Raw genomic sequence first — 22973 nt, 5'->3', positions numbered from 1 at the left:
GGCGCATCGCGCGCAATTGCTAGACGCGCGGTGCCCTCTTGATATCCAGCAGCCCGTATTCCACCGACTTAACAAGGATTTGCACGCGGTCGCGAACGCCAAGCTTTTCCATCACCTTAACGAAACGCGCCTTGATGGTCGATTCGGTGACGTAGAGTTCCTCGGCCATTTCCCTGTTGCTCATCCCCTTGCCCAGGAGCAAGATGACTTCAAGCTCTTTGTCGGTTAACGTTTCGGACAGTTCCGCATCCGGCTCAACTTGCGCTGGAATGGAGTCTGCCAACCCGGAAACTACGTGGCGGGTTACCTCAGCGGAAAGCACTGATTCGCCAGCCATCACCTTGTGAATTGCTTCGGTGATCTCTTTGGGCTGGGCGTCCTTGACGAGATATCCACTGGCACCAGCACGCAGCAAGTCCACTACGTAGCGGTCCGTCGAAAAAGTACTCAGGCCGAGGATCGCAATATGTGGATTGTCCTGGTGGATCTGCGCCGTAGCTGCCACCCCGTCCATGACCGGCATCTGCATGTCCATGAGGATCACGTCTGGCCGCAATCCCGCGGCTTGAAGCACAGCCGCTTTGCCGTCGGACGCTTCCCCGATAATCTGGATGGTCGGGTCCGAGGAAAGATAGTCGCGCAGAATCTCGCGCGTCAGTGTTTCGTCGTCAACAAGCAAAACAGTGCTCAAGGCTTCTCCTTCTGGGCTGGCTCCATGGCCACGCCGCGCTACATCTCTAGTTTGCCGTGGAAATTCCTTCTAATGGAATTGTGACACTCGTTGTCCACAGACCGTCAGATTCGTCTGCTTCGACAAACCCACCGAAAACACCACAACGCGCACGCATGGCCTCCAACCCGGTTCTCGATGACATGATCGGCTTTTGAACTCCCGCCTCATTCGTCGCCCGGAGCTGGACGTTGCTCTCACCAACATATAAGCGCATTTCTACACGGCTCGAGGGAACCGCGTGCTTAAGAATGTTGGTTCCCATCTCGCGGATGGTTCTTCGTAGCGCCTGACGCAAACTGGCTGGCACGCGGGCGACTTCACCCTCCACCGTAAGATCCACGTCATAACCTGAGCTCTGAAGCGCATCGGCCACCGCGTCCAAATCATGCACTAGGCCCACGGCGGTCGTGGTTTCCCCGGAGAGTTCGGCAGGATCGATAATGCTCGGTCCAACCGATGCGTTCTCGATGGTTGCTTCCGAGGCTTTGTCTGATTCTTTCAGCAGCAGTACCAGCGAACGAAGGTCCTGCAATGTCTGCTGAGCGGAACTGCCAATTCCGGCCAGAATTTCTGAAGTTTTTTCTGGGTCCTTCACGAACTCTGCACGCCGCGCCTGCATCGCGATAATGGTGACGTCGTGGGCGACGATGTCGTGCAGCTCGTGAGCCAATAACGTCCGTTCATTGGCACGAATCTTTGCCTGCTCGATCTCCAGGGCCTCAATCCGCTTGGCGCTGGTTTCATGACGTCGGCGAAACGAATTCAGACTGAGTCCCGCTGTGCCGGCAAAGGCAACAAAAATGGCGTTGATGACGATTGTGAGCACCTGGACGTCCGGAATCAGGAAGCACAGGGCAAACAGGAGCGCCAAGGCCAGCAACGGGAGCGACAGCGCTTGCCGCCGCGGTAGCAGATAGCAGCAGGCGGAGATTACGACTACTGATGAAAAAATCAACCCAGCTATAAGCACCGCTGGCATGCCCAGGGTAGCAATTCCCGCTACACAGAGAAACCACGCGATGGCCGCCGGCAAAACGCCGAGCGACAAAGCAGCTGTGGGCAAGTACGGCAACGCCATTTTCAGGGCGCCTTGTTGCCCCGTGAACTGCCCAGAGCCTAGCCCGACTTCTCCCAAATACATGACCAGGGCCAGCAGAACCGGCACCAGGCGTCCGGCGATGCCTCCGGGCAGCGGTTTAATATCTGCAGTCCAGGCTGTCCACTTTCTCATATTTGACATTGTTCCATCGCAACGCCCAGGTTCTTGGCATCATTGCCAAACCTACGACCGATTCCGGGCGAAGACCGCAACAGCAGGACCCGGCGCGTGTCTGGCCTAGTTGGGGCGGCGACGTGGTTCCATGCGGCTGACCGTGTACAAGGTCTGCTCGTCGGGCTGAGTTCCCGCAGCCTCATGAGCTGCCTTGACCTTCATTGCACGGTCCCACTTGGCGCGTTCACGTGGGCTCAAAACCACACGACGTTCTGCGGGGCCAAAGATGCTCAAACCTAAATACTTCAGGCGCCAGAGAATGCGGTATCCGGTGCTCAGGCCAGTGGTATCGGTGATGATTGGCAGCGGCGATTCATCCATGAGGGTGATCCTTTGCAGTACGCGTATTCGGTCGTGTTCCTGTTACCAGTATACGTTATTAGTTGGTGCACAAACTAAATTTTTAATCACACCTTCGGAGCGTTTCCACCGGCGTCAATCAAGTGATCTAAAATCCCTCTGAGCTCAACAACTTCCTTCTCGGATAGCTGCAGCCGCGCCATCATCTCCACGGGCACGTTCAATGCGTCCTTGCGCAATTCTGCACCCTTGGCAGTGGGTTGCAGGATAACCGCCCGTTCGTCTTGCGGGTTTTTGGCTTTGTCCACCAGCCCGGCAGCTTCCAGCCTTTTCACCAAAGGCGACAGGGTTCCAGGATCTAGATGCAACTGCTCACTGAGTTCACGAGCACTCATCGGCCCTGAGTCCCACAACGCCAGCATCACCAAATACTGCGGATGTGTCAGACCCAAAGGATCCAGCACAGGCTTGTAGGCGGAAATCACGGTTCTCGAAGCGACCGCTAGACCGAAGCACACTTGTCTTTCCAGTTTGAGAAGATCCTCGGCCTGTTGGCTCATACCGTCCACGTTGCTGCAAACTCCTTAAATGGGACACTACCGGTGTATCGATCGTACCCCTGTCTTGAACAGTTTCTTGTGGCCAAAATTTTGCGCAGTGCATAACCTTGGCACATGAGCAATCTGGAGCACAGCCCCGCTGAAATCGACTGTTGCAAAGTCGCGTCCCACGCTGAGGTTGAAATCCTCACTCCCCGTGAAGTCCCCTTGGGCGGCCCACGCGCCATGACAGTCTTCCGCACCCTGCCGCAAAAGCAACGCAGCCTCATTGGCGCATGGTGCTTCCTGGACCACTATGGTCCCGACGACGTTAAAGCCACCGGTGGCATGAACGTTCCACGCCACCCACATACCGGCCTACAAACTGTCTCATGGTTGTTCACTGGAGGAATCAACCACTTGGATTCGGCAGGGTTCAAAGCCACCGTGCGTCCTGGCGAGGTTAACCTCATGACCGCCGGACATGGCATTAGCCATTCAGAAATTCTCACAGATGACACCACCATCTTGCATGGTGCCCAGCTGTGGACTGCGTTGCCAGATCACGCTCGAAACATGGAACATACTTTTGAGAACTACCGGCCCGAGCCTCTTCACGGTGACAACTGGTCAATCTCGGTATTCCTGGGCAGTTATGAAATCGCCGGACAACGATCCACGTCCCCGGTCATCACCCACACCGAACTCGGTGGCGCGGAACTACGTTTGGCACCGAACACCGAGATCCAGGTACTCGTCCCGGAACATCATGAGCATGGAGTCCTCGTAGATTCGGGCGCTCTCAATGTTAACGGGCAGCAGTTGGCCCCACGAGAACTCGGCTTCGTGCGAGCTGGATGTAAAACTCTGCGTTTAGCCTCCGGAGATGACCCGGTGCTGGCCTTGCTCATCGGCGGCGAACCGCTGAATGAGGACATTTTGATGTGGTGGAACTTTGTGGGCCGCACCCATGAGGAGGTCCTTGCCTTCCGTGCACAATGGCAAGCAGAAATCGGAGCCGAACCGGGCGATGCCAGTGAAGATCGTTTTGGTCCATTCCCACCCAACACTCCAGCGGCCTTACCTGCCCCAACCTTGCCCACTGTTCGCCTGCGCCCTCGCGTCAACCCGTCCTGAATCCTAGGAAACTGATCATGAGTGAAATCAAACCAGTATCGCTTCTAGAACGTAGGCGTTTCGCCCTCGAATACGATGACAAGATCATTGGCGCCGCGCACTTCCGTGACTTTGAAGGTGCTACCGGTATCGAACGGATCTTTTTCCACACCACCGTGGATGAAGAATATGGCGGGCAGGGGCTGGCTAGCACGATGGTGAAGTTCGCATTAGAGAACACCATTGCCAGCGGAGCGAAAATTGTGGCCGTATGCCCGTACGTCAAAAACTACGTGGCCAAACACCGCGAATACGACCAGCACCTAGTTCAGCCAACTAAGGCTCACCTGGACATCTTGCCGCGCGACTAACCGGCTACAGAAACTGGGCTTCCCTTGGTCCGTGGCGAAATGACGATCAAGATCAGGATCAACACCAAGCTGAAGGTGAAGACCGAAATGAATCCGGTACCGGCAGCGGCCATCGCAAAGATGACACCGCCGATGGCCGTGGCCCCGGCATTGCCCAACGAGTCCGCCACGGACATGGCTGAGGAGTTAAAGCCCTGTTCTTCCTTGGCTGATAGGGCGAGCATGTTGACGTTTTGCCGGGGAAAGATCATTCCCATACCAAATCCACCCACGGCCCAGCCACACACCAGCACGATCACCGGCGGGTGGAAGATCGCCGTGGCCAATGCAGTGGCTATGGCCACGCTCCCGGCCACGGCTCCCAAGGTAATGCACGTCGAGGAAGAGACCCGCTCCCCCAATTTTCCTTGCAGCCAGGAACCCACCGACCAGCACAGGGCCGACGCGGTCAAAATCAGACCGGCCCGGTCCGGGGCAAGGAAGTACTCCTCGCGCAGCAGGTACGGCAGGTAAACCTCCACACCAAAGAAAGCACCGGTAATGAAAATCCTGGTCATGATGGTTGCTGGCAAACCACGGCTGACCTTGAATGTTCCACGGGGCAGCAGTGGGCGAATGGCCACCAACGCGACCAACAGGGCCAACGCGAGACCGATCAGTGAGAACCTGCTGTTAGAGTTGCCCAAGAGGTTCATCGAGATCACGGCGAGACCGGTAAGCCCGGCGAGCGCCAGGCGTTTGAGTGAAACCGGACCGAGATCTTTATTGCGCACAGAGTCCAGTGATTTGAGTACCGGAATCATTGCGCAGAAGGAAACCACCACCAAAACGGCGACACCCGAAAAGACCCAACGCCACCCAAGGTGCACTGCCATGAGGCCGGCCAGCCACGGTCCAACCATCGCTGGCAGTACCCAGGCCGTGGCGAAGAGTGCAAAGATTTTTGAGTGTAAGTGCCCAGGGTAGGCGCGAGCAATCAGTACGTAGATGGCCACCGTGATGGCTCCACCACCGACGCCCTGCAAGATTCGTCCACCAATGAGTGTCTGCATATTTACTGCCGAACCGCAGATCAGTAAGCCCACGCAGAAGATCGCGACGCTGATGAATAAGGGGTATTTTGGCCCCCAGCGGTCGGTGACTTCGCCAGCGGCCACCATGCCCAGCATCCCACTAGCAATCGGCGCGGCAAAGGCCAGCGCAAAATAGCGTTCACCATTGAGCAGTTCGCTGACCATCGGCATGACGGTGGTGACCGCCATGGATTCAAAGGCCACGAGAAACACCAGAATGAACATGCCCATGGTGGTGGCAAGGAACCGCGGTGCGTAGATGGTCTCTGTAGCGGGCGCAGGGGTGTGGCTACTACGTCTTAGGGGCATGCCCTAATCATGCCAGCTTTTCCTAACCGCCTAGAACGTGCAGGACAAAGGCCGAAAGGAAGCCACCGGTAACCAACAATCCGGTGTAGTCATGCTCCACAGCGTAAGCTTCAGGAATCATCGTGTCGGCAATCATCGTCAAAATCCCGCCTGCGGCCACTGCCGTCGCGAAGGCCAGAACTTCTTCAGGCATGGATGCCATAACCAGCGCCCCGAAGAAGGCAGCCAGTCCACTAGCAACCGTAATGGATCCCCACAGTAAAGCAATCGATGACCCCTTGCGGCCTGCGCTTTTCATCTGGGCGGTACTGGCCAGGCCTTCTGGCACGTTGGAAATAAAGATGGCGATGAGCATGGCAGGGTTGATACTGGCACCAGTCACCACGCTCAGCCCCAAGGCCACCGATTCAGGGATGCCGTCAATGAGGGCGCCGACGGCTAATGCGGTTCCGGACCCCTCACCGCCCCCAGTGTTCCCCGTGGATTTCTGTCGATTTTTAGTACGCCAGTCAAGTAGTCGGTTCGCCGAAAAGTACAACGCTGCACCAACCAGTACACCGGCTACCGTGGCTACAAGTCCGCCAGTTTCAAATGCCTCAAGCACAAGTTCAAAACTCAGCGCACTGACCAGTACTCCAGCGCCGAAGGCCATGATCGCGCTGACCCATACCTTCGGAATTTTTAGCCACCATGCTGCGGAGGAACCCAGCAATAGTGCCGATCCAGCTACCGTGCCCCACATCAGGGCCTGCAACGAAGCCAACATGGCACCCACTATAGTCAGCAATCGACAAACTGGGTAGCCACAAAAATAGGTCTGACTGGGACTAACCCTCGGAGGACATATTGTTGAAGCGCGAGTAGTGGCCCTGGAAAGCGACAGTGATGGTCTTGGTCGGACCCGCACGGTGCTTAGCAATGATCACGTCCGCCTCGCCCGGACGGTTTTCCTTGTCATAGACATCATCACGGTGCAAGAGGATTACCATATCGGCATCCTGCTCGATCGAACCCGATTCACGAAGGTCAGAAATCATTGGCTTCTTATCAGTTCGCTGTTCAGAACCACGGTTCAGCTGCGACAGCGCGATCAGTGGCACGTCGAGTTCCTTGGCCAACAGCTTGAGGTTACGTGAGAACTCGGAGACTTCCTGCTGACGGGATTCCACACGCTTACCCGAGCTCATCAGCTGCAGGTAGTCCAAGACGATCATGCGCAATTCGTTGCGCTGCTTTAACCGGCGGCATTTGGCACGAATTTCCATCATGGACATGTTCGGCGAATCATCGATGAACAGTGGAGCTTCGTTGAGTCGGCCCATGGTTGTGGCAATCTTGGTCCACTGTGAGTCTTCTACAGAACCCTTGCGTAGGTCTTGAAGCTGGATGGAAGCTTCAGCCGAAAGAAGACGCATCGCAATTTCGTTGCGACCCATTTCCAAGGAGAAGAAGACGGTGGCCATATTGTTTTTGATGGCTGCGGAGCGTGCGAAGTCCAGGGCGAACGTCGACTTACCAACTGCTGGGCGGGCCGCGATGATAATCATCTGCCCACCTTTGAGTCCCTGGGTCAGCTCATCAAATTCGTAGAAGCCAGTCGGAACGCCGGTGATGCCGTCACCTGCGTTGGCAGCATTCTCAATTTCGTCAACGGTGCCTTCGATGATGTCCGAGAGGCGAACGTAGTCCTCGCTGCTACGGTTCTCAGCTACCTTGTATACCTCGGCCTGCGCCTCATTGACGATCGCGTCAACCTCACCGTCAGGTGAGTAACCCATCTGAACGATGCGCGTACCGGCATCCACTAGTCGGCGAAGAACTGCACGTTCTCGTACAATTTCTGCGTAGTAACCAGCGTTGGCTGCGGTTGGAACCTGCTGAATCAGGTTATGCAGGTAGGCCGCACCACCAACTCGTGAAATCTCTCCACGTTTGGTGAGCAAGTCAGCAACGGTCACAGCATCAGCTGGTTCACCTCGACCGTAGAGATCGATAATTGCTTCGTAAATGGATTCGTGGGCCGGGCGGTAGAAATCGGTGCCACGCAAAGCTTCGACAACATCGGCGATAGCGTCCTTGGAGAGCATCATGCCGCCAAGTACGGACATTTCCGCTTCAACGTCCTGTGGCGGCTTGCGCCCTGCGTCGGAATCTCTTCCTTCATAAACCGGCTCGGCACTCATTACAGACACTTCCATCCCCTATTGACCCGCTGGGAAAAACTTCCTTGCCCGATGGCAACGCTCCATCATGTCATTCGATACCGACAATTGAGTGGATGACGTCTGTGGATATTTCTGTCCCAAAGTCAACAGTAGGACCGTTATTTGACCGCGTAAACCTCGTTATCCACAGAACCTGTGCATAACAGGCCCCTCCTTGTGGACTGGCCTGTTTACTATCTGGGGAGAACCCTGTGGATGAATATCCTTTACCACGCAGTAATAGCGTTTGACTAGTCCATTTAGGTTTACACAACTGTGGACAGAAACTTATTTTGTTGAAGGTCACGATACTTGCGCCAGTGTTATCAACAGTCAAAAAAGGCCAGAATTCAGTGTTTTTAGCGATTTCCACACAGTTCTACACATTCACCCACAGGCGTGTGGAAAACCTTGTGGATAGCCGAATCATCACAAAACCCTTAGTCACTATGGGTTAAGTGGACTACTCCTCTGCAGATATCCCCGCCGTCCACATTTTCTCTGTCACGTGCGATTTGCACGCAGTGGATAACCCACCACACGCCCCACGCGGCGACGAGACTACAGAAATGCCCCGGTGTGATCACGTGATCTTACCGGGGCACTCGAACGGTTACTTCGTTGACGATTTAGACGAGTTCAGGAACTGGGATTGAATGAAATCGGGAATCATGGAAAATCTGCGGAGAGTGTTCCGAGGCGTGGTGCCCGTGTACTTCAAGGAGAACAACCCAGTGGTCACCAGCTTCGACCTCGTTGTAGATCGAAGTTTCCAGCCACAGGGTGGACTCCTCGATAAACAGTGCTCCCTGTTCGGTAGTGAGCGTATCAATGTCACGGAAACGGTCGCCGTTTTTCGAGGCAATCTGAGTACACACCCCGCCGTTTCGATCACTCAGCACCGAAACTCCGATGCGACTTGCCTTGCGAAGTTTGGGCCAGGTATTTGACGTTTTCTGGATCGCGAACATCACCAAGGCCGGTTCCAGAGAAACTCCGACGGTGAATGACGAGGCGATAATTCCGGTTTTCACACCCTCAATCTCAGCGCTCAATGCTGCGATACCTGAGGGATGCTGAGCGAAAACCTTGCGCAGGGTCAGCGGGTCAAGTTCACGATTCAATGACATGGCACGATTCCTTCTGGTCTTGCCCACTGCACTGACGACAATGATGAAACTGATCCGGCGTGCGCAGAAATCAGTTCTCGCTAGTCGTTCACACAGTGCGCGGTACTTGTTTTAGTGCCACTTGGCACAAAACCGAATCCTCACCTGGAGCACCCCACTACCGTAGAGAGGGTTGCCGATCAGCAAGCCAGGGCCTTATAGCTGATGCTCTTGATTCTGGTTAAAACGATATGGGGCAGGGTGAAGTATCGTCAAACAATTCACTTCGTAAATCGCAATATTCGCTAATTCGTTCGACTCTCAAGCCAATACGCCGACTTGTACAGTCGATTGTTCAGAAAAAGTGTGACTTTGGCCTAGTTCCACTCATCTCGACATGGAGAACCCTCCGGTCACTTCATCGCACCAAAGAACCGCCTACCGTAATGAGACCGAGTTTCTTTCTTTGACGTTCAAGCTCATGCCACGATAGAGGTTGCAGTGTTGTGGATCACGCCCACATTGCCTGTCGAAGATGCCAGAGATGCTGAGTGAAGGATCCCCCATGGTAGAAATTCAAGCCAACCATTCTGAACTAACTCCGTTGCGTTTCCTTGAACGCTCAGCGGAGGCTTATCCACAGAAAACCGCCATCATCCACGGAACCCGCAGTTATAACTATGAACAATTCGAATCCGTGGTTCACCGTTTCGCCCAGGTTCTGGCCGAGCGCATCAACCCCGGTGATCGAGTCGCCGTTTTGGCACCGAATACCCCCGAGATGTTAATGGCTCACTATGCGGTGCCACTGGCCGGCGGCGTTCTCATCGCTTTAAACACCAGACTTTCAGCCCATGAACTGCAATACATCATGGATCATTCCGGAGCGAAGCTACTGTTAGCCGACACTGAGCTGCTCGAAAATACCAGGACCCTGCGCCGCGAAAACCCAACACTGCAAGCACTGATTGAAATCACCGATGATCAGTTCACCGGCCAACGCCCCGACGTCGAAGTTGATGCCACCCTGGAAGAGTTGTTATCTGCTGCTAGCAATGAGCCTCTGCCCTATGCCATCGCTGACGAGCGATCAGCGATTACCCTGAACTACACCTCTGGAACCACTGGCAAGCCCAAAGGCGTGCTCTATTCTCATCGAGGCAGCTACCTGAATTCCCTCGGTGAAGCACACCATCAGGGTTTCACCGCTTCCACCAGATATCTCTGGACACTTCCAATGTTCCACTGCAACGGTTGGTGCACACCTTGGGCGGTCACAGCAGCAGGAGGCACCCATCTGTGCCTGCGCGGGGTACGGGAAGATGCGGTCTGGGACTCGATTGAAAATCTGGGAACCACACACCTATGCGGTGCACCCACGGTCTGTTCGATCATTGCCGACTCAACCCGTGCTCATCTCCTTGATGCTCCGCTTCGTATTACTACCGCCGGTGCCCCGCCGTCGCCTGCGATCATTTCTAAGCTTCAGAGGCTGGGCATCGAGGTAGTTCACGTCTACGGTCTGACCGAGGTGTACGGGCCGTACACGGTCTGCGAATACCAAGACGAGTGGGACCAGCTGGAAGATGGCCAGCGCGCAGCCAAGCTGGCTCGACAAGGAGTAGGAATGATCACCTCCGAGTCGGTACGCATCGTTGATGAAAACATGAACGATGTTCCCGCCGATGCCCAGAGCATGGGTGAAATTGTTCTGCGCGGAAATAACGTCATGATCGGCTATTACCGCGATAAAGAAGCGACCACGCAGGCCTTTGCCGGAGGCTGGTTCCACACTGGAGACCTAGGTGTCATGCACCCCGACGGCTACATCCAGGTCCGCGACCGGGCCAAGGACATCATCATCTCGGGCGGCGAAAATATCTCCACCATTGAGGTGGAACAAGCTCTCGCCTCCCACCCTGAGGTGTTGGATTTGGCGGTAGTTGGCATCGCCGACGAAAAGTGGGGCGAGCGCCCGGTGGCCTACGTGATCCGATCAACCGGGTCCACGCTGAACGTCGATGAGTTGATCGCTTTCGCCAAAGAGAAACTTGCCGGTTACAAGGTTCCGCGCACCATCATCTTCCCGCAGGATTTGCCACGCACTTCAACGGGTAAAGTTCAAAAGAACGTACTGCGCGCGCAAGCCTCAGAGCAAATGAATCACGCCTCATAAGATGTGGAGTCACCCTTGAGTTCATCAGCACCAAAAATCCCAGAGAAGACAAGCCGTTTCACCGAGAGTATCGGTCTGATATTTGATGAAATTTCGTCCACGCAAGTTCGCGGGCACGCGGACCTGGACGAAAACCACCACACTCCATGGGGCGTGGTTCATGGTGGTGTTTATACCTCTATGGTCGAAAGTGCGGGCAGCGTCGGGGCCAGTTACGCGGTAGCAGAGCGCAATCAGTTTGCCGTTGGCGTGCATAACGCCACCGACTTCTTGCGTCCCTCCACCGGGGCCAGCGTGTTGGTTGAAGCCAAGGCACTCTTCCAAGGCCGTACCCAGCAGCTCTGGGAAGTGATCATCACCGATCGGGCCAGCGGCAAACAGCTTTCTCGCGGTCAATTACGCACTCAAAACGTAGATATGCCCAGTTCTCAAGCGTAGTGTGAATGGCACCTAGCGGATAAGCCTCGGGAGGCTAACCATGAGTGCCACCTATACCTTCGATGTGTTCAGTAGCCTTGATGGCTTCGGCAGTGCCGGCAGTGACTGGGGAGGATACTGGGGCAAACAAGGCCCCGAGCTTTTGGCTAGACGGTTGGAACTCTACGCGCCTGCCTGCCAGGTAGTTTTCGGGGCCAACACCTTTCGGCTTTTCTCTAGCTTTTGGGATCAGATCAAGCTAAATCCCGAAGTCGAAGATCCATGGGGAATCGCGCTGCATGAGCAGCCTGCCACCGTCATCTCAACAACTCTTGACGAAGCACTGGACTGGCCGCAGGCAACTTTGGAACGCGATGATGCCCTCACGGTGGTCAAACGCCTCAAAGAGACCTCCAGCCTGCCTTTACGTTCTCATGGCAGCCTGTCCATGAATCATAGTTTGCTGGCCGCCGGGCTGGTCGACTTTATCCAAGTCACTATCTTCCCAGTCATCACCGGTGCTAGCGGCGACGCGCCCGTTCTCGGCGGGGTTGGGGACTACGATCTTGAGCTGGTTGATTCACGCTTATTGGATCAGAGCATTCAAGAGCTGACCTATCGTCCGACTCGTCACATTGCCACTTAGGTGCAGAAACGGCCAGCGTAATAATCACTCATTCTACTTATTTCTAACCGAGTTGGTTATAGGTTCTAAGTATCGATTCAGAACTTTTGAACTGGAGGCCAATGATGACGCTGAACAAAAGATTTCGAACTCTTCTCGTACTCATTGTTGCCTTAGCGCTGGCCGGTTGCGCCCCCACCCCGTCAGCGCAGAACAGCCAGAAGCCTAAGGCTTCCGCCTCTACAAGTACCTCTCCCTCTCCCAGCGTGGAACCATTGCCAGATCTAACACCAGCCATGGCGATGAGTGCGAGTATCCCTTCGATGTGTGAATTCCCTGCCGGAAAGCTCGTCAACGGCGAACTTAAGAAAAAGCATCCCGACTACCCCAACGCCACATTACCCGGCATCGCCAATAAGGATCTGGTTATCGCAGGAGACCTGACCGGAGACGGGGTCAATGAACTTGCGGCGGTGTTCTACTGCGATTTAGGTGGGGTGGCGTGGCCCTCGCATATTCAACTCTTTCAAAGCACTGCCAAAGGCATCGCTCCACTGGGCCAGCCGTTTCAAATGGGAGACATTAATGGCGGCGCACGAGGCATACCTGAATCCATGAAGTTCGCTAACGGTCAGCTGGTTATTGTGGACCGAGAGTTACTGCCCATGGAAGCAGCCGCCGCGGCCTCCGGAAAGATCAAGGTCTCCCTAAAATGGGATGGCAAAAAGCTTAGAACTGCAGCTGTCCAAGATCTAGCCAACCCGCAAAATGGCACGTTAAAAACTTCCGAGGTCAACGGAACTTGGTGTCTTGCCTCAGCTAAGGCAGCGACCAGCACCAAGAAGTGCCTCAAGGTCGAGTATCCGCAACTGACACAGCAGGGTGAGGATCCGCAGACCTTGACCTTCTCATCCAACAATGGTTTTACTTCGCTGAATTACTATGATGCACCGTTAGGAATCGTCTACAAGCCAGGAACCAAGATCGAGGATCCAGCCAACCCCTCGGCAGGATCTGTACAGCCGGAAAAATACCGGCTGTACAGTAACCAGACGCAGGAAGTATTCGTTCGTCAGGCTCACTAGCTTAGCGGGCCGGGCGCATGTCTCCGGTTTCCTGGAAACGCTGGTGCCAGCTCAAAGCTTCGCCTAACAGATGCGGGGTGTGCTTACCGTAGCTGTCCTTGCAGGCACGGTCGAAGTAGTCCTGCAAAAGTGGACGGTACTCCGGGTGGGCGCAGTTGTTGATGACTACCTGTGCACGTTGCTTAGGCGAGAGACCGCGCAGGTCAGCCAGTCCCTGTTCGGTAATCAGGATCATCGTGTCATGCTCGGTGTGATCCACATGCGAGGCAAACGGAACGATGCCAGAGATCTTCCCACCCTTCGCCGTAGATGGGGACATGAACACCGATAGGTACCCGTTGCGGGCAAAGTCGCCGGAACCACCGATGCCGTTCATGACATGGGAGCCGAGCACGTTGGTGGAGTTCACGTTGCCGTAAATATCGGCTTCGATCATGCCGTTCAAAGCAATACAGCCTAAACGACGGATGATTTCTGGGTGATTGGAAATCTCCTGGGCACGCAGCAGGATGCGTTCGCGGTAGTGATCCACGTTCTTGTTAAACTCTTCAATACCATCTGCTGACAGGGAGAAGCTCGTGGCAGAGGCGAACTCGATGGTGCCGTCCTTGATCAATTCCAGCATCCCGTCCTGGATGACCTCGGTGTAAGCGGTCAGACCCTTATAACCACCGCGGGCAAGACCGGCGAGAACTGCGTTGGCGATATTACCCACACCGGACTGCAGTGGCAGCAGCTTTTCGGTCAGGCGACCCGCGCGGATTTCAGAGTCCAGGAAGGTTAGCAGGTGATCGGCGATCTTCTCGCTGGTCTCATCTACCGGGGCGAAAGGGCTCAGCCGGTCAGGGGCGTCGGTGTTCACCACCGCGACTACCTTGTTGACATCAATGTCCATGTACTTTTGACCGATGCGGTCGCGAACGGTCGTGAGGTCGATCGGCTTGCGATGCGGTGGCAGGGCGGTGCCGTAGTAGATGTCATGCATGCCGTCCATGGATGCGGACTGTTGGGAGTTGACCTCGATGATGACTTTGTCTGCCATTTCCAGCCAGGTCTTGTTATTTCCCACCGAGCTGGAAGGGATCAGGTCGCCTTCGGCAGTGATGCCAACAACTTCAACGATGGCCACGTCGATCTTTCCGTAGAACCCGAACCATGCATGCTGGGCAACATGGGACAGGTGAATGTCCATGTACTCCATGTTGCCTTCGTTGATTCGACGTCGTAGCTCAGGATCAGACATGTATGGAAGGCGTAGATTCATGCCTTCTGCCTTAGCAAGCACACCGTCGAGTTCCGGTGCAGTGGAGGCGCCGGTAAGCACGTTGATTTTGAAGTCTTTGCCTTCTGCGTGCTGGCGTTCCATCTGGGCAGCCAGTGCGCCTGGAACCGCTTTTGGATATCCCGCACCGGTAAAGCCGCTCATGGCAACCGTCATGTCTGGCTTGATGAATGTTGCTGCCTGTTCGGCGCTCATCAGTCGATCAGCAAAGGCCCGGTGGTGAATACGCTCGTGCAAAATAATCCCTTCGAAACATCCTTGTGACGTAGGTCTATAACCCGCAGCTCACCGGAACACTGTAGCGGTTATCTGTTGCGAGTCAGACCACAGCTGGTCTGATAGCGCGGTGGGTGGCACTTTTCTCGATGAGTTGCCCGGGATTTGCGGTGGCCGGGGAATCATTAACTCGGATGTCACTTATTCTGACTCGCGTCGACATGGGTATTTCCACGGACCAACGTGACCTCAAGTTGAGCGCCGAGAGCCGACGCGTAACGTCGCAGGGTCGCTAGTTGAACGCGATCCAGATCCCCGGTTTCCATGCGAGCAATACGGTCAACGCTCAGCTTCATGGCCGCAGCCAGCTCTTCCTGGGTCAGTTCCGTAGCTTCGCGCATCGCCTGCAGCGAGATCCTACTCGATTGATCACGCACGTGACGCGCATGATTGGCGACAGCTGCACGCTGCTCATCGGTCAGTACCTGCGGATCAGCAAACGCAAAACCCATATGTTCCACCATCCTCTTTCGGCCGTGATGCCATTGATTCGGCTCACTTTGAAGCTATGGGGCCACCTCTCCCAAACCAACGATTAAGACGTGACAGTCGTGCGTCGATTCGGTGAATTATGGGTACTTCTAGGTGATTTCGCGGTGCGAGGCAAAACCCCCATACTTTCGGCGAAGATCATCCCAAAGGGTTATAGATACGACACTATGTATGATTCATACTTAAGTCATGGAACATAGCAAAGTACTTCAACAGATCAAGCGTTCCATGCTCCCAGCGGTTCTTCTTAACCTACTAACCGAAGAACCCGCCCACGGATACTCGATGCTGAATAAGCTCGAAGAGCTCGATGTACCTGGCGTCAAGAGTGGAACCCTATACCCGCTACTAAGAACGATGGAAGAGTCGGGCGACATCGTTTCCGACTGGCAAATTACCGAACGCGGACCGGCACGCAAGATCTTCAAGATCACCGCGCAAGGTCGCCAGAGCCTGGAATCAATCAATAGCTGGTTACGACAGTTCACCTAGGAAAGTGACATGGAAAATAATCTCAAAACCTACACCGATGAACTTCGCTACAACCTAACGCTACGCAATCTGGATGCTGACACCATCCGCGACATCGTTCGGGAGGTGGAATCCGAAGTCGTCAGCTACGAAGAAGCGGTCTCCAACTTTGGTTCGTCCGACGAATACGCCAAGTCATTTCCCTCAACGCCGTCACCAAAGAACCACTCAGCGTTCGTCGCATCAGGAGTTCTACTAGCTATTCTTTGGGCTGCACTCACGATCATCCTCCGTGATCGCGACGCCGGACCCTTCTCCGGTTGGGCCATCACCTGGTTACCTGCCCTCGGATTTGTCGCAGCGGGAATAGTCATCGACTTCTCCCGTTCAGTAGCCCGTTCACGCGCCAGCCAGTAAGCGCCAAAAGCCCCGACGAACTTAAAACGAACTCAAAATTTTGATTTTTTGAGTTCATTTGGAGTTGAGCCACGCGCTTAGCACGCGAAGCGCTTCTTAAAACGCCAACGGGTGGCATGCATTCCGCAAGGAATGCATGCCACCCGTTGATCAGAAGGTGAGTCTAGAAGACTTACTTCTTGGCAGCAGCTACAACCTGCAGGCGCAGGTTTGCAACAACGTCCTCGTGTACGCGAACGGTTGCGGTGTAGTTGCCAGTCGACTTGATGTGGTCGTTGACCTCGATGTTGCGCTTGTCGATCTTACCCAGACCGGCAGCCTCTACGGCGTTAGCGATATCGGTGGTCTTGACGGTACCGAACAGACGACCGTTAGAACCAGCCTTGATGGTGATCTTCACCGGCTGGGACTTCAGCTTCGCTGCAAGTGCCTGAGCTTCCTCAAGGTTTGCAATAGCGCGAGCGGCACGTGCAGCCTTGATCGACTCCACCTGCTTCTCACCGCCAACGGTCCAGACAATTGCGAAACCGCGTGGCAGCAGGTAGTTACGGGCGTAGCCGTTCTTTACCTCAACAATGTCACCAGCAGCACCGAGACCGGATACTTCGTGAGTCAAAATGATCTTTGCCATGTTGTTATATCCCCTCTTCCTTAGCCGCGGCCAGCGCCGGAGTAAGGCAGCAGGGCTACTTCACGTGCGTTCTTGATTGCCTGTGCGATCTTGCGCTGTTCCTGTACGGAAACGCCAGTTACTCGACGAGCGCGGATCTTTCCACGGTCAGAGATGAACTTGCGCAGCAATGCAGTGTCCTTGTAGTCGATGACAGTGATGTCAGCGGCCTTCAAAGGGTTGGACTTTGGTTTGGGCTTACGGATTTCAGCCTTAGCCATCGTGGAGCTCCTTAGTTTTGGAGCCCGCAGAGTGATCTGCGGGATGGTGAATAAATAATGTTTAGAAAGGTGGTTCGTCAGCGCCTGGGTTGCCCCAGCCGCCACCGTTGTTTCCGCCGGTGCTCCATGGATCAGCGGCTGGAGCGTTCCAACCGCCACCCTGCTGTGGCTGCTGCTGACGCGGCGCCTGAGCTGGGGCACTTTGCTGTGGTGCGTTGGAGAATCCTCCACCGCCACCATTGTTGCCGAAGCCACCGTTGCCACCGCCGGAGCGCTGGGTGCGGGTAACCTTGGCTGACGCGAAACGGAGCGATGGGCCGATTTCATCGACTTCAAGCTCCATGACGGTGCGACGTTCGCCTTCCTTGGTGTCGTAAGAACGTGAGCGCAAACGGCCTTGAGCCATGACGCGCATGCCCTTGGTCAGCGTTTCAGCAACGTTCTCTGCAGCCTCGCGCCACACCGATGCACGCAAGAACAGAGCTTCCCCGTCCTTCCATTCATTGGACTGGCGGTCAAAGGTGCGAGGAGTCGAAGCGATCGTAAAGTTCGCTACGGCTGAACCGGACGGCGTGAAACGCAGCTCCGGATCGGCGGTCAGGTTTCCGATGACGGTAATAACAGTCTCGCCTGCCATTGACTCTCCTTAAAAAGATTGAACGTTATTTCTTACGACGGAAGGTTTGGCGTAATTAAACGCGAGCCTCTTCCGGGCGGGTGACCTTGTGGCGCAGGATCAGTTCGTTGATCTTGAGCTGGCGCTCAAGCTCAGCCGAAGCTGCTGGTTCTGCGGTGTAGTTCACCACTACGTAAGTGGCTTCTGCCTTCTTCTTGATCTCGTAGGACATCTTGCGACGACCCCAGACATCAACCTTTTCGATAGTGCCACCGTTGGAGCGGACAACCTCGAGGTACTTCTCGATGGTTGGCTCTACGGTGCGGTCATCGACCTCTGGATCAATGAGGACCATAAGTTCATAAGCACGCATGTGAACCCACCTCCTTTGGGCTAAACGGTCGCGGTATTTCCGCAACAGGAGGTTCTTGCGTTATCCATGCACCAGACACCCAACTTTCGGGCATGCAGTAGCACAGACCTTTCAATCCTACCCGAGATCATCGCGCAAGCATAAGCCTTCGTGCCCTAGATCATGGATGGTTATTGAGAATCGATGGCCTTCTGTAGCCGTTGCCCAAAGACTGGCACGAGTGTGCGCATGTACGTATCAGAAATGTGGTGCTTATCCCGGTAGATCAAAACATTGCCAACAACAGCCGGGCAGGTACCGTCCACGCAGAACTGATCACTGAAGTCTAAGACTTTGACCCTCGGTTCTAATTTGGCTGCAGCCTTGGTGGCATCGCCCTTTTCAAAGGCTCCCTTTTCCGGGAAGGAACAAGCCTGCGGATTATCGATATTCTCTTCTACACAGTCCCTGGCGTAGGTATCTTGCGGTGGTCGAGGAGTATCGACGATTGCGTAGACTGGCCGTCCAGCATCTTCAAGCTTGCCCCAGGCGGCAGCCAGGCCCTTAGCAGGATCCGAAACGAAGGTGGATCCGGCCCAACTTGCGGTGACTACAGCGTCAATGTCTTTGCGTTTGGTCAGCGCATCCATGGTCTGGTCAAACGTCTCTTGGCAGTTGATGCTTCCGTCTTGATCGGCTTTACGTTGAGCTTCGTTGAACGGGCATGAGTTTTTGAGGTACGTGACGACTTTCCAGTCTTTACTCTTCGCGTACTCACTTAGTGCTTCAAACCAATGTGCGGCGTGTGAGTCGCCCACCAGGGCCACGGTGAACTTCGCATCTTTGTTCCCGAACTCGCATTCCTTGATCTGCGTGGATTGTGGCTTCTGGACACAATTGCCGATATTAGGAAGGTCCTTGGCTGCTTCTGCCGGAACGGGAACAACCTGATGCTCACTGGTGACAAATGCTGGTGCGCCGCGCGAGAGCGAGGCCGCACCAAATCCTTCTGGAGGTTGTTCGGTCAGCGCAGTTGCAACGCGCTGTTCTTGTTCCACGATGCGCTCTTGGGTAAGCCCAGGAAGTAGAGCCACCGAAGCGGTGATCGCCACCATTGCGGCGCCGGCAATCAGCGAACGGGCCGGCGAGACCGCCAAGAATCGCAGGTGACGAATCGGAGTTTCCACAAACTTGAGGCTGAGCCACGCTAGGAGCAACGATGCAATGAACAGGGCGATGGATTGCAAAGGTTTAGGTTTTCCACCGGAGATCTCGGTGTAAAAAATGATCAGCGGCCAGTGCCACAGATATAACGAGTAGGAGGCAAGACCGACCCATTGGACCGCGGACCAGTTCACCAACAGGTGCAAGGAACCCGGGCCTCGGGTGCTGCCAGCGGCAATGATTACAGCGCATCCAAACACTGGCACGGCAGCAGCGATGCCAGGGAAAACGGTAGACGCGTCATAGGTAAAGGCCGCGATACCGATAACAATCAGCGCAATGAGGACTGCCAGATTTCGAGTGGACCAGGCAGAAACCCACCGCGGCAAACTAAGGGCTCCTTCGTCATGCGCCTGCACACCTAGAGCCAGCAAACCACCGATGGCTAATTCCCAGATGCGGGTGGTGGTCACAAAATATCCTGCGGCGTCTCCCGAATACCCAGCAAAGATCGAATATCCCAGTGACAACAGCGCCACTGCGCCAAAGGCCATCCATATCCATCGACGGCGTGCAGCAAAATGGTCCGAATGCGACCCCGATATTTTGGGCTTCACCAGCCAACAAACGATCAATATCAGTAGTGGCCAGAACAGGTAGAACTGTTCCTCAACGCCGAGGGACCAGAAGTGCTGTAATGGTCCGGCGGCCTGTTCGGCGGCGAGGTAGTCAACGGAGTCCGCGGCCAACACCCAGTTTTGCACCGAGAACGCCGAGGCTAGCGCCTGGACACCTAGTGTGCCCCACTGAGTTTTAGGGAAGACCAGGAACCCTGCGGCCACGACCACAAGAATGACAAGCATCGCTGCGGGCAAGATGCGACGTGCTCTACCGCCATAGAATGCTGAGAGTTTGATTCGTCCGGTGCTGGCCGCCTCCCTTAACAAGTGGGAGGTAATCAGAAAACCAGAAATAACGAAGAAGATATCCACGCCGATATAACCGCCTGGAACCACATTAGGTTCTAAGTGATAGGCGACCACCAGCAGAACTGCCAGTGCTCGCAGCGCTTGGATCTCTGGTCTGAAATTTTTGACCTGCACGGAATTCGAACTCATATTGTTCGATACGACCACTTCCCGATGAACAGCAGGTAATCAAACGGTATCAGCGGAGAAAACTGCTCATGGGAAGGTTAGTTGTCGTCACTACGGTTGGGAACCGACAACGGATACTTAGCATCCAATTTTGGGTCAACGGCTAACCGCATAGTTGCGTCTAAGAGGATCTTGCCGGCACCCCAGTAGATAGGGATGAGCAGCCAAATGAACCAACCAAACTGACCCATTGTCGCAAGGATGACCGTACCGAAAGTGACTAGAATGCCTACTGTCCTAAAGACCATCATGATCCCTTGAGTAATGGAATCACGTCGTTCTTGATCAGCAAGGGTCCTGGTTTCAAGTCCCTCAACGGCTTGAGAGAAATCTGGTGCTTGTACGCTTTGGAACAAATCACCAACTTGAACGTCCAGAGCTCTGGCAACAAGTGAGATGGTCTCCAGGCTGGCATCATTGCCGGCCTCAAGTCGTTGAATGGTTCTGACAGTAATACCGCTCTCTTTGGCCAGTCGTTCTTGAGTCCAGCCCTTGGAGCGTCGCAGTTCTGCAATCCTTGATATGTTCATGGCATTAAAGCTATCCCTCGGGGTCTCAATACACCACGACAGGACTACGACAAGGTCACGACAACTACCCGTCAGCCACCCGACAGCCTTTCGGGAGCAAATCAAATGCTAACTGACTTGCACCTTTTGAATATTCCCCGCAGGGCATACCTTTGTGGGGTGACGAGCGCAGTTAAATCGACTGCGGACGCTTCCTTGATGATCAGTGGCGCTTTTGCTTTTCACGGATCAGGTCCAGGGCTAGGACCGAACCGACAATCGCTTGACGATGCTGAACGCTCAGGTTTCCACCCAGCTGCAGAGCATAGGTCGACATCCCCAGGAATGCGTTACCCATTCCAGACCATTTGCGGCTGACTGTTCCGAGCACGCCTTGAGCGTTGGTGATTTGGAAGTCAAAATCCCAAACGCTGCCCAGCAAGTCCAGTTCTTCTCCGAGCATTGAAATGGTGACGCGGGTTTTGAGGAAGGTGATCCGCTTGACCAAACTCGCCAGTGGACTACCGTTTCCATCGAAGATTTCGAATCGGTCGCGACCCATGGTCATCGTATCTTTGACCATAATCACCGGATTCTGCGGCCCATCAAATACAGTGAGCTCTCGTGCGCCCGTGAACATCCGCCCCAGCGTACTTCCGCCAGTCTCGACATGGGCTACCTGCACACCAGCAGCATCATGAATCGCAAAATCGTTCTTTGAGAAGTTTTTGGTTTGCTGGAAAATCAGCGTGTCTTGGGCAAAGATCGTCATACTGATAATTGTGCCACCTGAACTTCTACCGCCGATAACCTGGGCTGATGAATTAAATACTTTTGATCCTGGTTGTTTCTATGACCGAAGCGCCTGAGCAACATCAAGCTTTGTAGCTTTGATCGCGGGAGACAAAGCGCCCAAGAACGAAGTAATCAATGCAGCAACTAGGCCAAACCATAACGCGCCAAACGGCAAGTCAATGCCTCCAACTAGACCTGTAGTACCCATGAATCGCGGAACAACAAATACGGCAGAAACAGAAACGATGACTGCCGAAATCGCAGCAACGACGACACCAATGATCAAGCTCGAGCCCATGACCAAACCGAAGATCTGCACTTTAGTAGCACCCAACGCTCGGCGAATCACCAGTTCTTCAGAACGTTCGCCGACAGTCGCTAGCCCAACGTTGAGAACTCCTACTGCGGCGACAACTAGCGTCAGAATACCAGCAGTCAAGAACGCAGCTTTGGTTACTGCAACCGAATTTTTTGTGCTGTCGACAGTATCTTGACGCATGAACTCCATGGAGCCCGCGGACGGATTGCCACGTTGGGCCAGAAAGTCGGCAGCGAATTGTTGCAAGGCAATCTGTTTATCGCCGGGAGCAGTCAAGAGCATTGTGGTTGGTTCACTGCTCAGCAAGCCAGCGTCATCAACAGAACCTTGGGGTTGATATATTCGCGCTTCTTCCCCCACGAGTCCGTCCTGGGCGATTCCAGTGACGATAGCCGTCTTGGTTCCATGCGGGGTATCAATTGCGAAAGTTTGTGCGACTTCATCAATTCCAAGCAGGGCAGCCGCTTGTTCATTCAGAACGACCTCAGGGGCGAAACCACCACTTTCACGCGGCCATATACCAGCAGAAAGTGGAACTCGATAAGATGCCGCGAAGTCCCCCGCATAAGCAACGCGCTCAATGTTTTGACCGCGAACACTCGGAACCGTAATTGGACTGGAAACTGTGTACAGTACTTTTCCTCCGACGCTTTCTGCGACCGTATTCAAGTGTTCTAGCGAACCAGCTAAATCTTCTCCGTCCAAGGTTCCCGGGTTCAATACGCTTGCGAAAGTTTGCGCTCGCCCATGCAACTGTTCTTGTTCAGCAATTAGATACTTGGTTACTAGTTGGTCGGCGCTAGACACGGCAGCAATAGCCAAAACTCCGAGCAGCATGCTTACTCCAACTAGAAAATGCCGAAGTTTATTTGCACGCAGGTCATTCAATCCATGAACGAGCA

26 protein-coding genes and 1 riboswitch are annotated in these 22973 nt (G+C 54.6%); of the genes, 8 read left to right on the top strand and 18 right to left on the bottom strand.

Features of this window, described 5'->3' with window-relative positions:
* Positions 1–19: 19 nt before the first annotated feature.
* From FJV47_RS05165 to FJV47_RS05150, 4 genes are all read right to left on the bottom strand, one after another.
* Positions 20–691 carry a response regulator transcription factor gene (locus tag FJV47_RS05165; protein WP_159610681.1) on the bottom strand — a complete coding sequence of 224 codons (672 nt, stop codon included), beginning with the start codon at positions 689–691 and terminating at the stop codon, positions 20–22.
* A 46-nt stretch (positions 692–737) separates the two neighbouring features.
* A complete protein-coding gene (locus FJV47_RS05160) occupies positions 738–1964 on the bottom strand; it encodes a sensor histidine kinase (RefSeq protein WP_159610679.1) in 1227 nt (408 codons plus the stop codon).
* 105 nt (positions 1965–2069) lie between these two features.
* Positions 2070–2327, bottom strand: a complete 258-nt coding sequence (locus FJV47_RS05155; protein ID WP_058256540.1) for a hypothetical protein — start codon at positions 2325–2327, stop codon at positions 2070–2072.
* 86 nt (positions 2328–2413) lie between these two features.
* On the bottom strand, positions 2414–2866 hold the full coding sequence (locus tag FJV47_RS05150; RefSeq protein WP_058256541.1) for a MarR family winged helix-turn-helix transcriptional regulator: 453 nt from the start codon (positions 2864–2866) through the stop codon (positions 2414–2416).
* Between the two features lie 114 nt (positions 2867–2980).
* Here FJV47_RS05150 and FJV47_RS05145 point away from each other — a divergent pair, with 114 nt between their 5' ends.
* Together FJV47_RS05145 and FJV47_RS05140 are read left to right on the top strand one after the other, a co-directional pair.
* Positions 2981–3982 (top strand): pirin family protein, encoded by a 1002-nt coding sequence (locus FJV47_RS05145; RefSeq protein ID WP_159610677.1) that lies wholly within the window; start codon positions 2981–2983, stop codon positions 3980–3982.
* A 17-nt stretch (positions 3983–3999) separates the two neighbouring features.
* Positions 4000–4332, top strand: coding sequence for a GNAT family N-acetyltransferase (locus FJV47_RS05140; protein ID WP_159610675.1), 333 nt, complete (start codon positions 4000–4002; stop codon positions 4330–4332).
* On the opposite strand, the gene FJV47_RS05135 is transcribed toward FJV47_RS05140, so the two are convergent.
* From FJV47_RS05135 to FJV47_RS05120, 4 genes are all read right to left on the bottom strand, one after another.
* Positions 4329–5714, bottom strand: a complete 1386-nt coding sequence (locus FJV47_RS05135) for an MFS transporter (protein ID WP_159610673.1) — start codon at positions 5712–5714, stop codon at positions 4329–4331. The genes FJV47_RS05140 and FJV47_RS05135 overlap by 4 nt on opposite strands.
* Positions 5715–5736: 22 nt before the next feature.
* Positions 5737–6480 (bottom strand): ZIP family metal transporter, encoded by a 744-nt coding sequence (locus FJV47_RS05130; RefSeq protein ID WP_159610671.1) that lies wholly within the window; start codon positions 6478–6480, stop codon positions 5737–5739.
* A 61-nt stretch (positions 6481–6541) separates the two neighbouring features.
* Positions 6542–7897, bottom strand: a complete 1356-nt coding sequence (gene dnaB, locus FJV47_RS05125; RefSeq protein ID WP_159610669.1) for a replicative DNA helicase — start codon at positions 7895–7897, stop codon at positions 6542–6544.
* Positions 7898–8547: 650 nt separating this feature from the next.
* Complete coding sequence (locus tag FJV47_RS05120; protein ID WP_159610667.1) at positions 8548–9048, bottom strand: flavin reductase family protein; 501 nt, start codon at positions 9046–9048, stop codon at positions 8548–8550.
* Between the two features lie 97 nt (positions 9049–9145).
* Positions 9146–9264: riboswitch (SAM riboswitch) on the bottom strand.
* A gap of 328 nt (positions 9265–9592) precedes the next feature.
* On the opposite strand from FJV47_RS05120, the gene FJV47_RS05115 reads away from it, so the two are divergent.
* From FJV47_RS05115 to FJV47_RS05100, 4 genes are all read left to right on the top strand, one after another.
* Entirely contained in the window at positions 9593–11203 is a 1611-nt protein-coding gene (locus tag FJV47_RS05115) for an AMP-binding protein (protein WP_159610665.1), read from the top strand.
* Positions 11204–11218: 15 nt separating this feature from the next.
* The gene (locus FJV47_RS05110) at positions 11219–11641 is read left to right on the top strand and encodes a PaaI family thioesterase (protein WP_159610663.1); all 423 of its coding nucleotides are present in this window, start codon (positions 11219–11221) and stop codon (positions 11639–11641) included.
* 40 nt (positions 11642–11681) lie between these two features.
* Positions 11682–12266: a dihydrofolate reductase family protein gene (locus FJV47_RS05105; protein ID WP_159610661.1), complete on the top strand. Its 585-nt coding sequence runs from the start codon at positions 11682–11684 to the stop codon at positions 12264–12266.
* A 101-nt stretch (positions 12267–12367) separates the two neighbouring features.
* A complete protein-coding gene (locus FJV47_RS05100) occupies positions 12368–13330 on the top strand; it encodes a hypothetical protein (protein WP_159610659.1) in 963 nt (320 codons plus the stop codon).
* Position 13331: 1 nt separating this feature from the next.
* On the opposite strand, the gene FJV47_RS05095 is transcribed toward FJV47_RS05100, so the two are convergent.
* A complete protein-coding gene (locus tag FJV47_RS05095; protein ID WP_200831944.1) occupies positions 13332–14849 on the bottom strand; it encodes an acetyl-CoA hydrolase/transferase family protein in 1518 nt (505 codons plus the stop codon).
* A 176-nt stretch (positions 14850–15025) separates the two neighbouring features.
* Positions 15026–15340 carry a helix-turn-helix transcriptional regulator gene (locus FJV47_RS05090; RefSeq protein WP_159610657.1) on the bottom strand — a complete coding sequence of 105 codons (315 nt, stop codon included), beginning with the start codon at positions 15338–15340 and terminating at the stop codon, positions 15026–15028.
* 229 nt (positions 15341–15569) lie between these two features.
* Here FJV47_RS05090 and FJV47_RS05085 point away from each other — a divergent pair, with 229 nt between their 5' ends.
* Together FJV47_RS05085 and FJV47_RS05080 are read left to right on the top strand one after the other, a co-directional pair.
* Positions 15570–15872, top strand: a complete 303-nt coding sequence (locus FJV47_RS05085) for a PadR family transcriptional regulator (RefSeq protein WP_159610654.1) — start codon at positions 15570–15572, stop codon at positions 15870–15872.
* A 9-nt stretch (positions 15873–15881) separates the two neighbouring features.
* Entirely contained in the window at positions 15882–16268 is a 387-nt protein-coding gene (locus tag FJV47_RS05080; protein ID WP_159610652.1) for a hypothetical protein, read from the top strand.
* Positions 16269–16440: 172 nt separating this feature from the next.
* Here the strand turns inward: FJV47_RS05080 and rplI are convergent, their stop codons facing one another.
* The 8 genes from rplI to FJV47_RS05040 all read right to left on the bottom strand — a co-directional run bounded on the left by rplI (position 16441) and on the right by FJV47_RS05040 (position 22908).
* Positions 16441–16899: a 50S ribosomal protein L9 gene (rplI, locus tag FJV47_RS05075; protein WP_159610650.1), complete on the bottom strand. Its 459-nt coding sequence runs from the start codon at positions 16897–16899 to the stop codon at positions 16441–16443.
* A 20-nt stretch (positions 16900–16919) separates the two neighbouring features.
* A complete protein-coding gene (gene rpsR, locus FJV47_RS05070) occupies positions 16920–17159 on the bottom strand; it encodes a 30S ribosomal protein S18 (protein ID WP_013350683.1) in 240 nt (79 codons plus the stop codon).
* A 61-nt stretch (positions 17160–17220) separates the two neighbouring features.
* Entirely contained in the window at positions 17221–17796 is a 576-nt protein-coding gene (locus tag FJV47_RS05065) for a single-stranded DNA-binding protein (protein ID WP_159610648.1), read from the bottom strand.
* A 55-nt stretch (positions 17797–17851) separates the two neighbouring features.
* A complete protein-coding gene (gene rpsF / locus FJV47_RS05060) occupies positions 17852–18148 on the bottom strand; it encodes a 30S ribosomal protein S6 (protein ID WP_060703203.1) in 297 nt (98 codons plus the stop codon).
* A gap of 170 nt (positions 18149–18318) precedes the next feature.
* Positions 18319–20409 carry an acyltransferase family protein gene (locus FJV47_RS05055; protein ID WP_159610646.1) on the bottom strand — a complete coding sequence of 697 codons (2091 nt, stop codon included), beginning with the start codon at positions 20407–20409 and terminating at the stop codon, positions 18319–18321.
* A gap of 77 nt (positions 20410–20486) precedes the next feature.
* On the bottom strand, positions 20487–20978 hold the full coding sequence (locus FJV47_RS05050; RefSeq protein ID WP_159610644.1) for a helix-turn-helix domain-containing protein: 492 nt from the start codon (positions 20976–20978) through the stop codon (positions 20487–20489).
* Positions 20979–21180: 202 nt separating this feature from the next.
* Entirely contained in the window at positions 21181–21729 is a 549-nt protein-coding gene (locus FJV47_RS05045) for an LURP-one-related/scramblase family protein (RefSeq protein WP_159610642.1), read from the bottom strand.
* A gap of 78 nt (positions 21730–21807) precedes the next feature.
* Entirely contained in the window at positions 21808–22908 is a 1101-nt protein-coding gene (locus tag FJV47_RS05040) for an ABC transporter permease (RefSeq protein WP_159610640.1), read from the bottom strand.
* Positions 22909–22973: the final 65 nt, after the last annotated feature.

It is taken from the genome of Glutamicibacter sp. JC586, assembly GCF_009805585.1.
GTDB lineage: Bacteria > Actinomycetota > Actinomycetes > Actinomycetales > Micrococcaceae > Glutamicibacter.
The sequence above is the reverse complement of the archived record's forward strand: the minus strand, read 5'-3'. Positions and strand labels throughout refer to the sequence as shown.

What these genes read in the sequence shown, in the direction of transcription:
- FJV47_RS05145 (WP_159610677.1), top strand. Translation starts at nt 2,981, where the DNA reads ATGAGCAATCTGGAGCACAGCCCCGCTGAAATCGACTGTTGCAAAGTC.
- FJV47_RS05090 (WP_159610657.1), bottom strand. Translation starts at nt 15,340, where the DNA reads ATGGGTTTTGCGTTTGCTGATCCGCAGGTACTGACCGATGAGCAGCGT.
- rpsR (WP_013350683.1), bottom strand. Translation starts at nt 17,159, where the DNA reads ATGGCTAAGGCTGAAATCCGTAAGCCCAAACCAAAGTCCAACCCTTTG.
- FJV47_RS05130 (WP_159610671.1), bottom strand. Translation starts at nt 6,480, where the DNA reads ATGTTGGCTTCGTTGCAGGCCCTGATGTGGGGCACGGTAGCTGGATCG.
- rpsF (WP_060703203.1), bottom strand. Translation starts at nt 18,148, where the DNA reads ATGCGTGCTTATGAACTTATGGTCCTCATTGATCCAGAGGTCGATGAC.
- FJV47_RS05100 (WP_159610659.1), top strand. Translation starts at nt 12,368, where the DNA reads ATGATGACGCTGAACAAAAGATTTCGAACTCTTCTCGTACTCATTGTT.
- FJV47_RS05065 (WP_159610648.1), bottom strand. Translation starts at nt 17,796, where the DNA reads ATGGCAGGCGAGACTGTTATTACCGTCATCGGAAACCTGACCGCCGAT.
- FJV47_RS05045 (WP_159610642.1), bottom strand. Translation starts at nt 21,729, where the DNA reads ATGACGATCTTTGCCCAAGACACGCTGATTTTCCAGCAAACCAAAAAC.
- FJV47_RS05160 (WP_159610679.1), bottom strand. Translation starts at nt 1,964, where the DNA reads ATGAGAAAGTGGACAGCCTGGACTGCAGATATTAAACCGCTGCCCGGA.
- FJV47_RS05135 (WP_159610673.1), bottom strand. Translation starts at nt 5,714, where the DNA reads ATGCCCCTAAGACGTAGTAGCCACACCCCTGCGCCCGCTACAGAGACC.
- FJV47_RS05140 (WP_159610675.1), top strand. Translation starts at nt 4,000, where the DNA reads ATGAGTGAAATCAAACCAGTATCGCTTCTAGAACGTAGGCGTTTCGCC.
- dnaB (WP_159610669.1), bottom strand. Translation starts at nt 7,897, where the DNA reads ATGAGTGCCGAGCCGGTTTATGAAGGAAGAGATTCCGACGCAGGGCGC.
- FJV47_RS05050 (WP_159610644.1), bottom strand. Translation starts at nt 20,978, where the DNA reads ATGAACATATCAAGGATTGCAGAACTGCGACGCTCCAAGGGCTGGACT.
- rplI (WP_159610650.1), bottom strand. Translation starts at nt 16,899, where the DNA reads ATGGCAAAGATCATTTTGACTCACGAAGTATCCGGTCTCGGTGCTGCT.
- FJV47_RS05115 (WP_159610665.1), top strand. Translation starts at nt 9,593, where the DNA reads ATGGTAGAAATTCAAGCCAACCATTCTGAACTAACTCCGTTGCGTTTC.
- FJV47_RS05055 (WP_159610646.1), bottom strand. Translation starts at nt 20,409, where the DNA reads ATGAGTTCGAATTCCGTGCAGGTCAAAAATTTCAGACCAGAGATCCAA.
- FJV47_RS05105 (WP_159610661.1), top strand. Translation starts at nt 11,682, where the DNA reads ATGAGTGCCACCTATACCTTCGATGTGTTCAGTAGCCTTGATGGCTTC.
- FJV47_RS05150 (WP_058256541.1), bottom strand. Translation starts at nt 2,866, where the DNA reads ATGAGCCAACAGGCCGAGGATCTTCTCAAACTGGAAAGACAAGTGTGC.
- FJV47_RS05080 (WP_159610652.1), top strand. Translation starts at nt 15,882, where the DNA reads ATGGAAAATAATCTCAAAACCTACACCGATGAACTTCGCTACAACCTA.
- FJV47_RS05085 (WP_159610654.1), top strand. Translation starts at nt 15,570, where the DNA reads ATGGAACATAGCAAAGTACTTCAACAGATCAAGCGTTCCATGCTCCCA.
- FJV47_RS05155 (WP_058256540.1), bottom strand. Translation starts at nt 2,327, where the DNA reads ATGGATGAATCGCCGCTGCCAATCATCACCGATACCACTGGCCTGAGC.
- FJV47_RS05040 (WP_159610640.1), bottom strand. Translation starts at nt 22,908, where the DNA reads ATGCTGCTCGGAGTTTTGGCTATTGCTGCCGTGTCTAGCGCCGACCAA.
- FJV47_RS05120 (WP_159610667.1), bottom strand. Translation starts at nt 9,048, where the DNA reads ATGTCATTGAATCGTGAACTTGACCCGCTGACCCTGCGCAAGGTTTTC.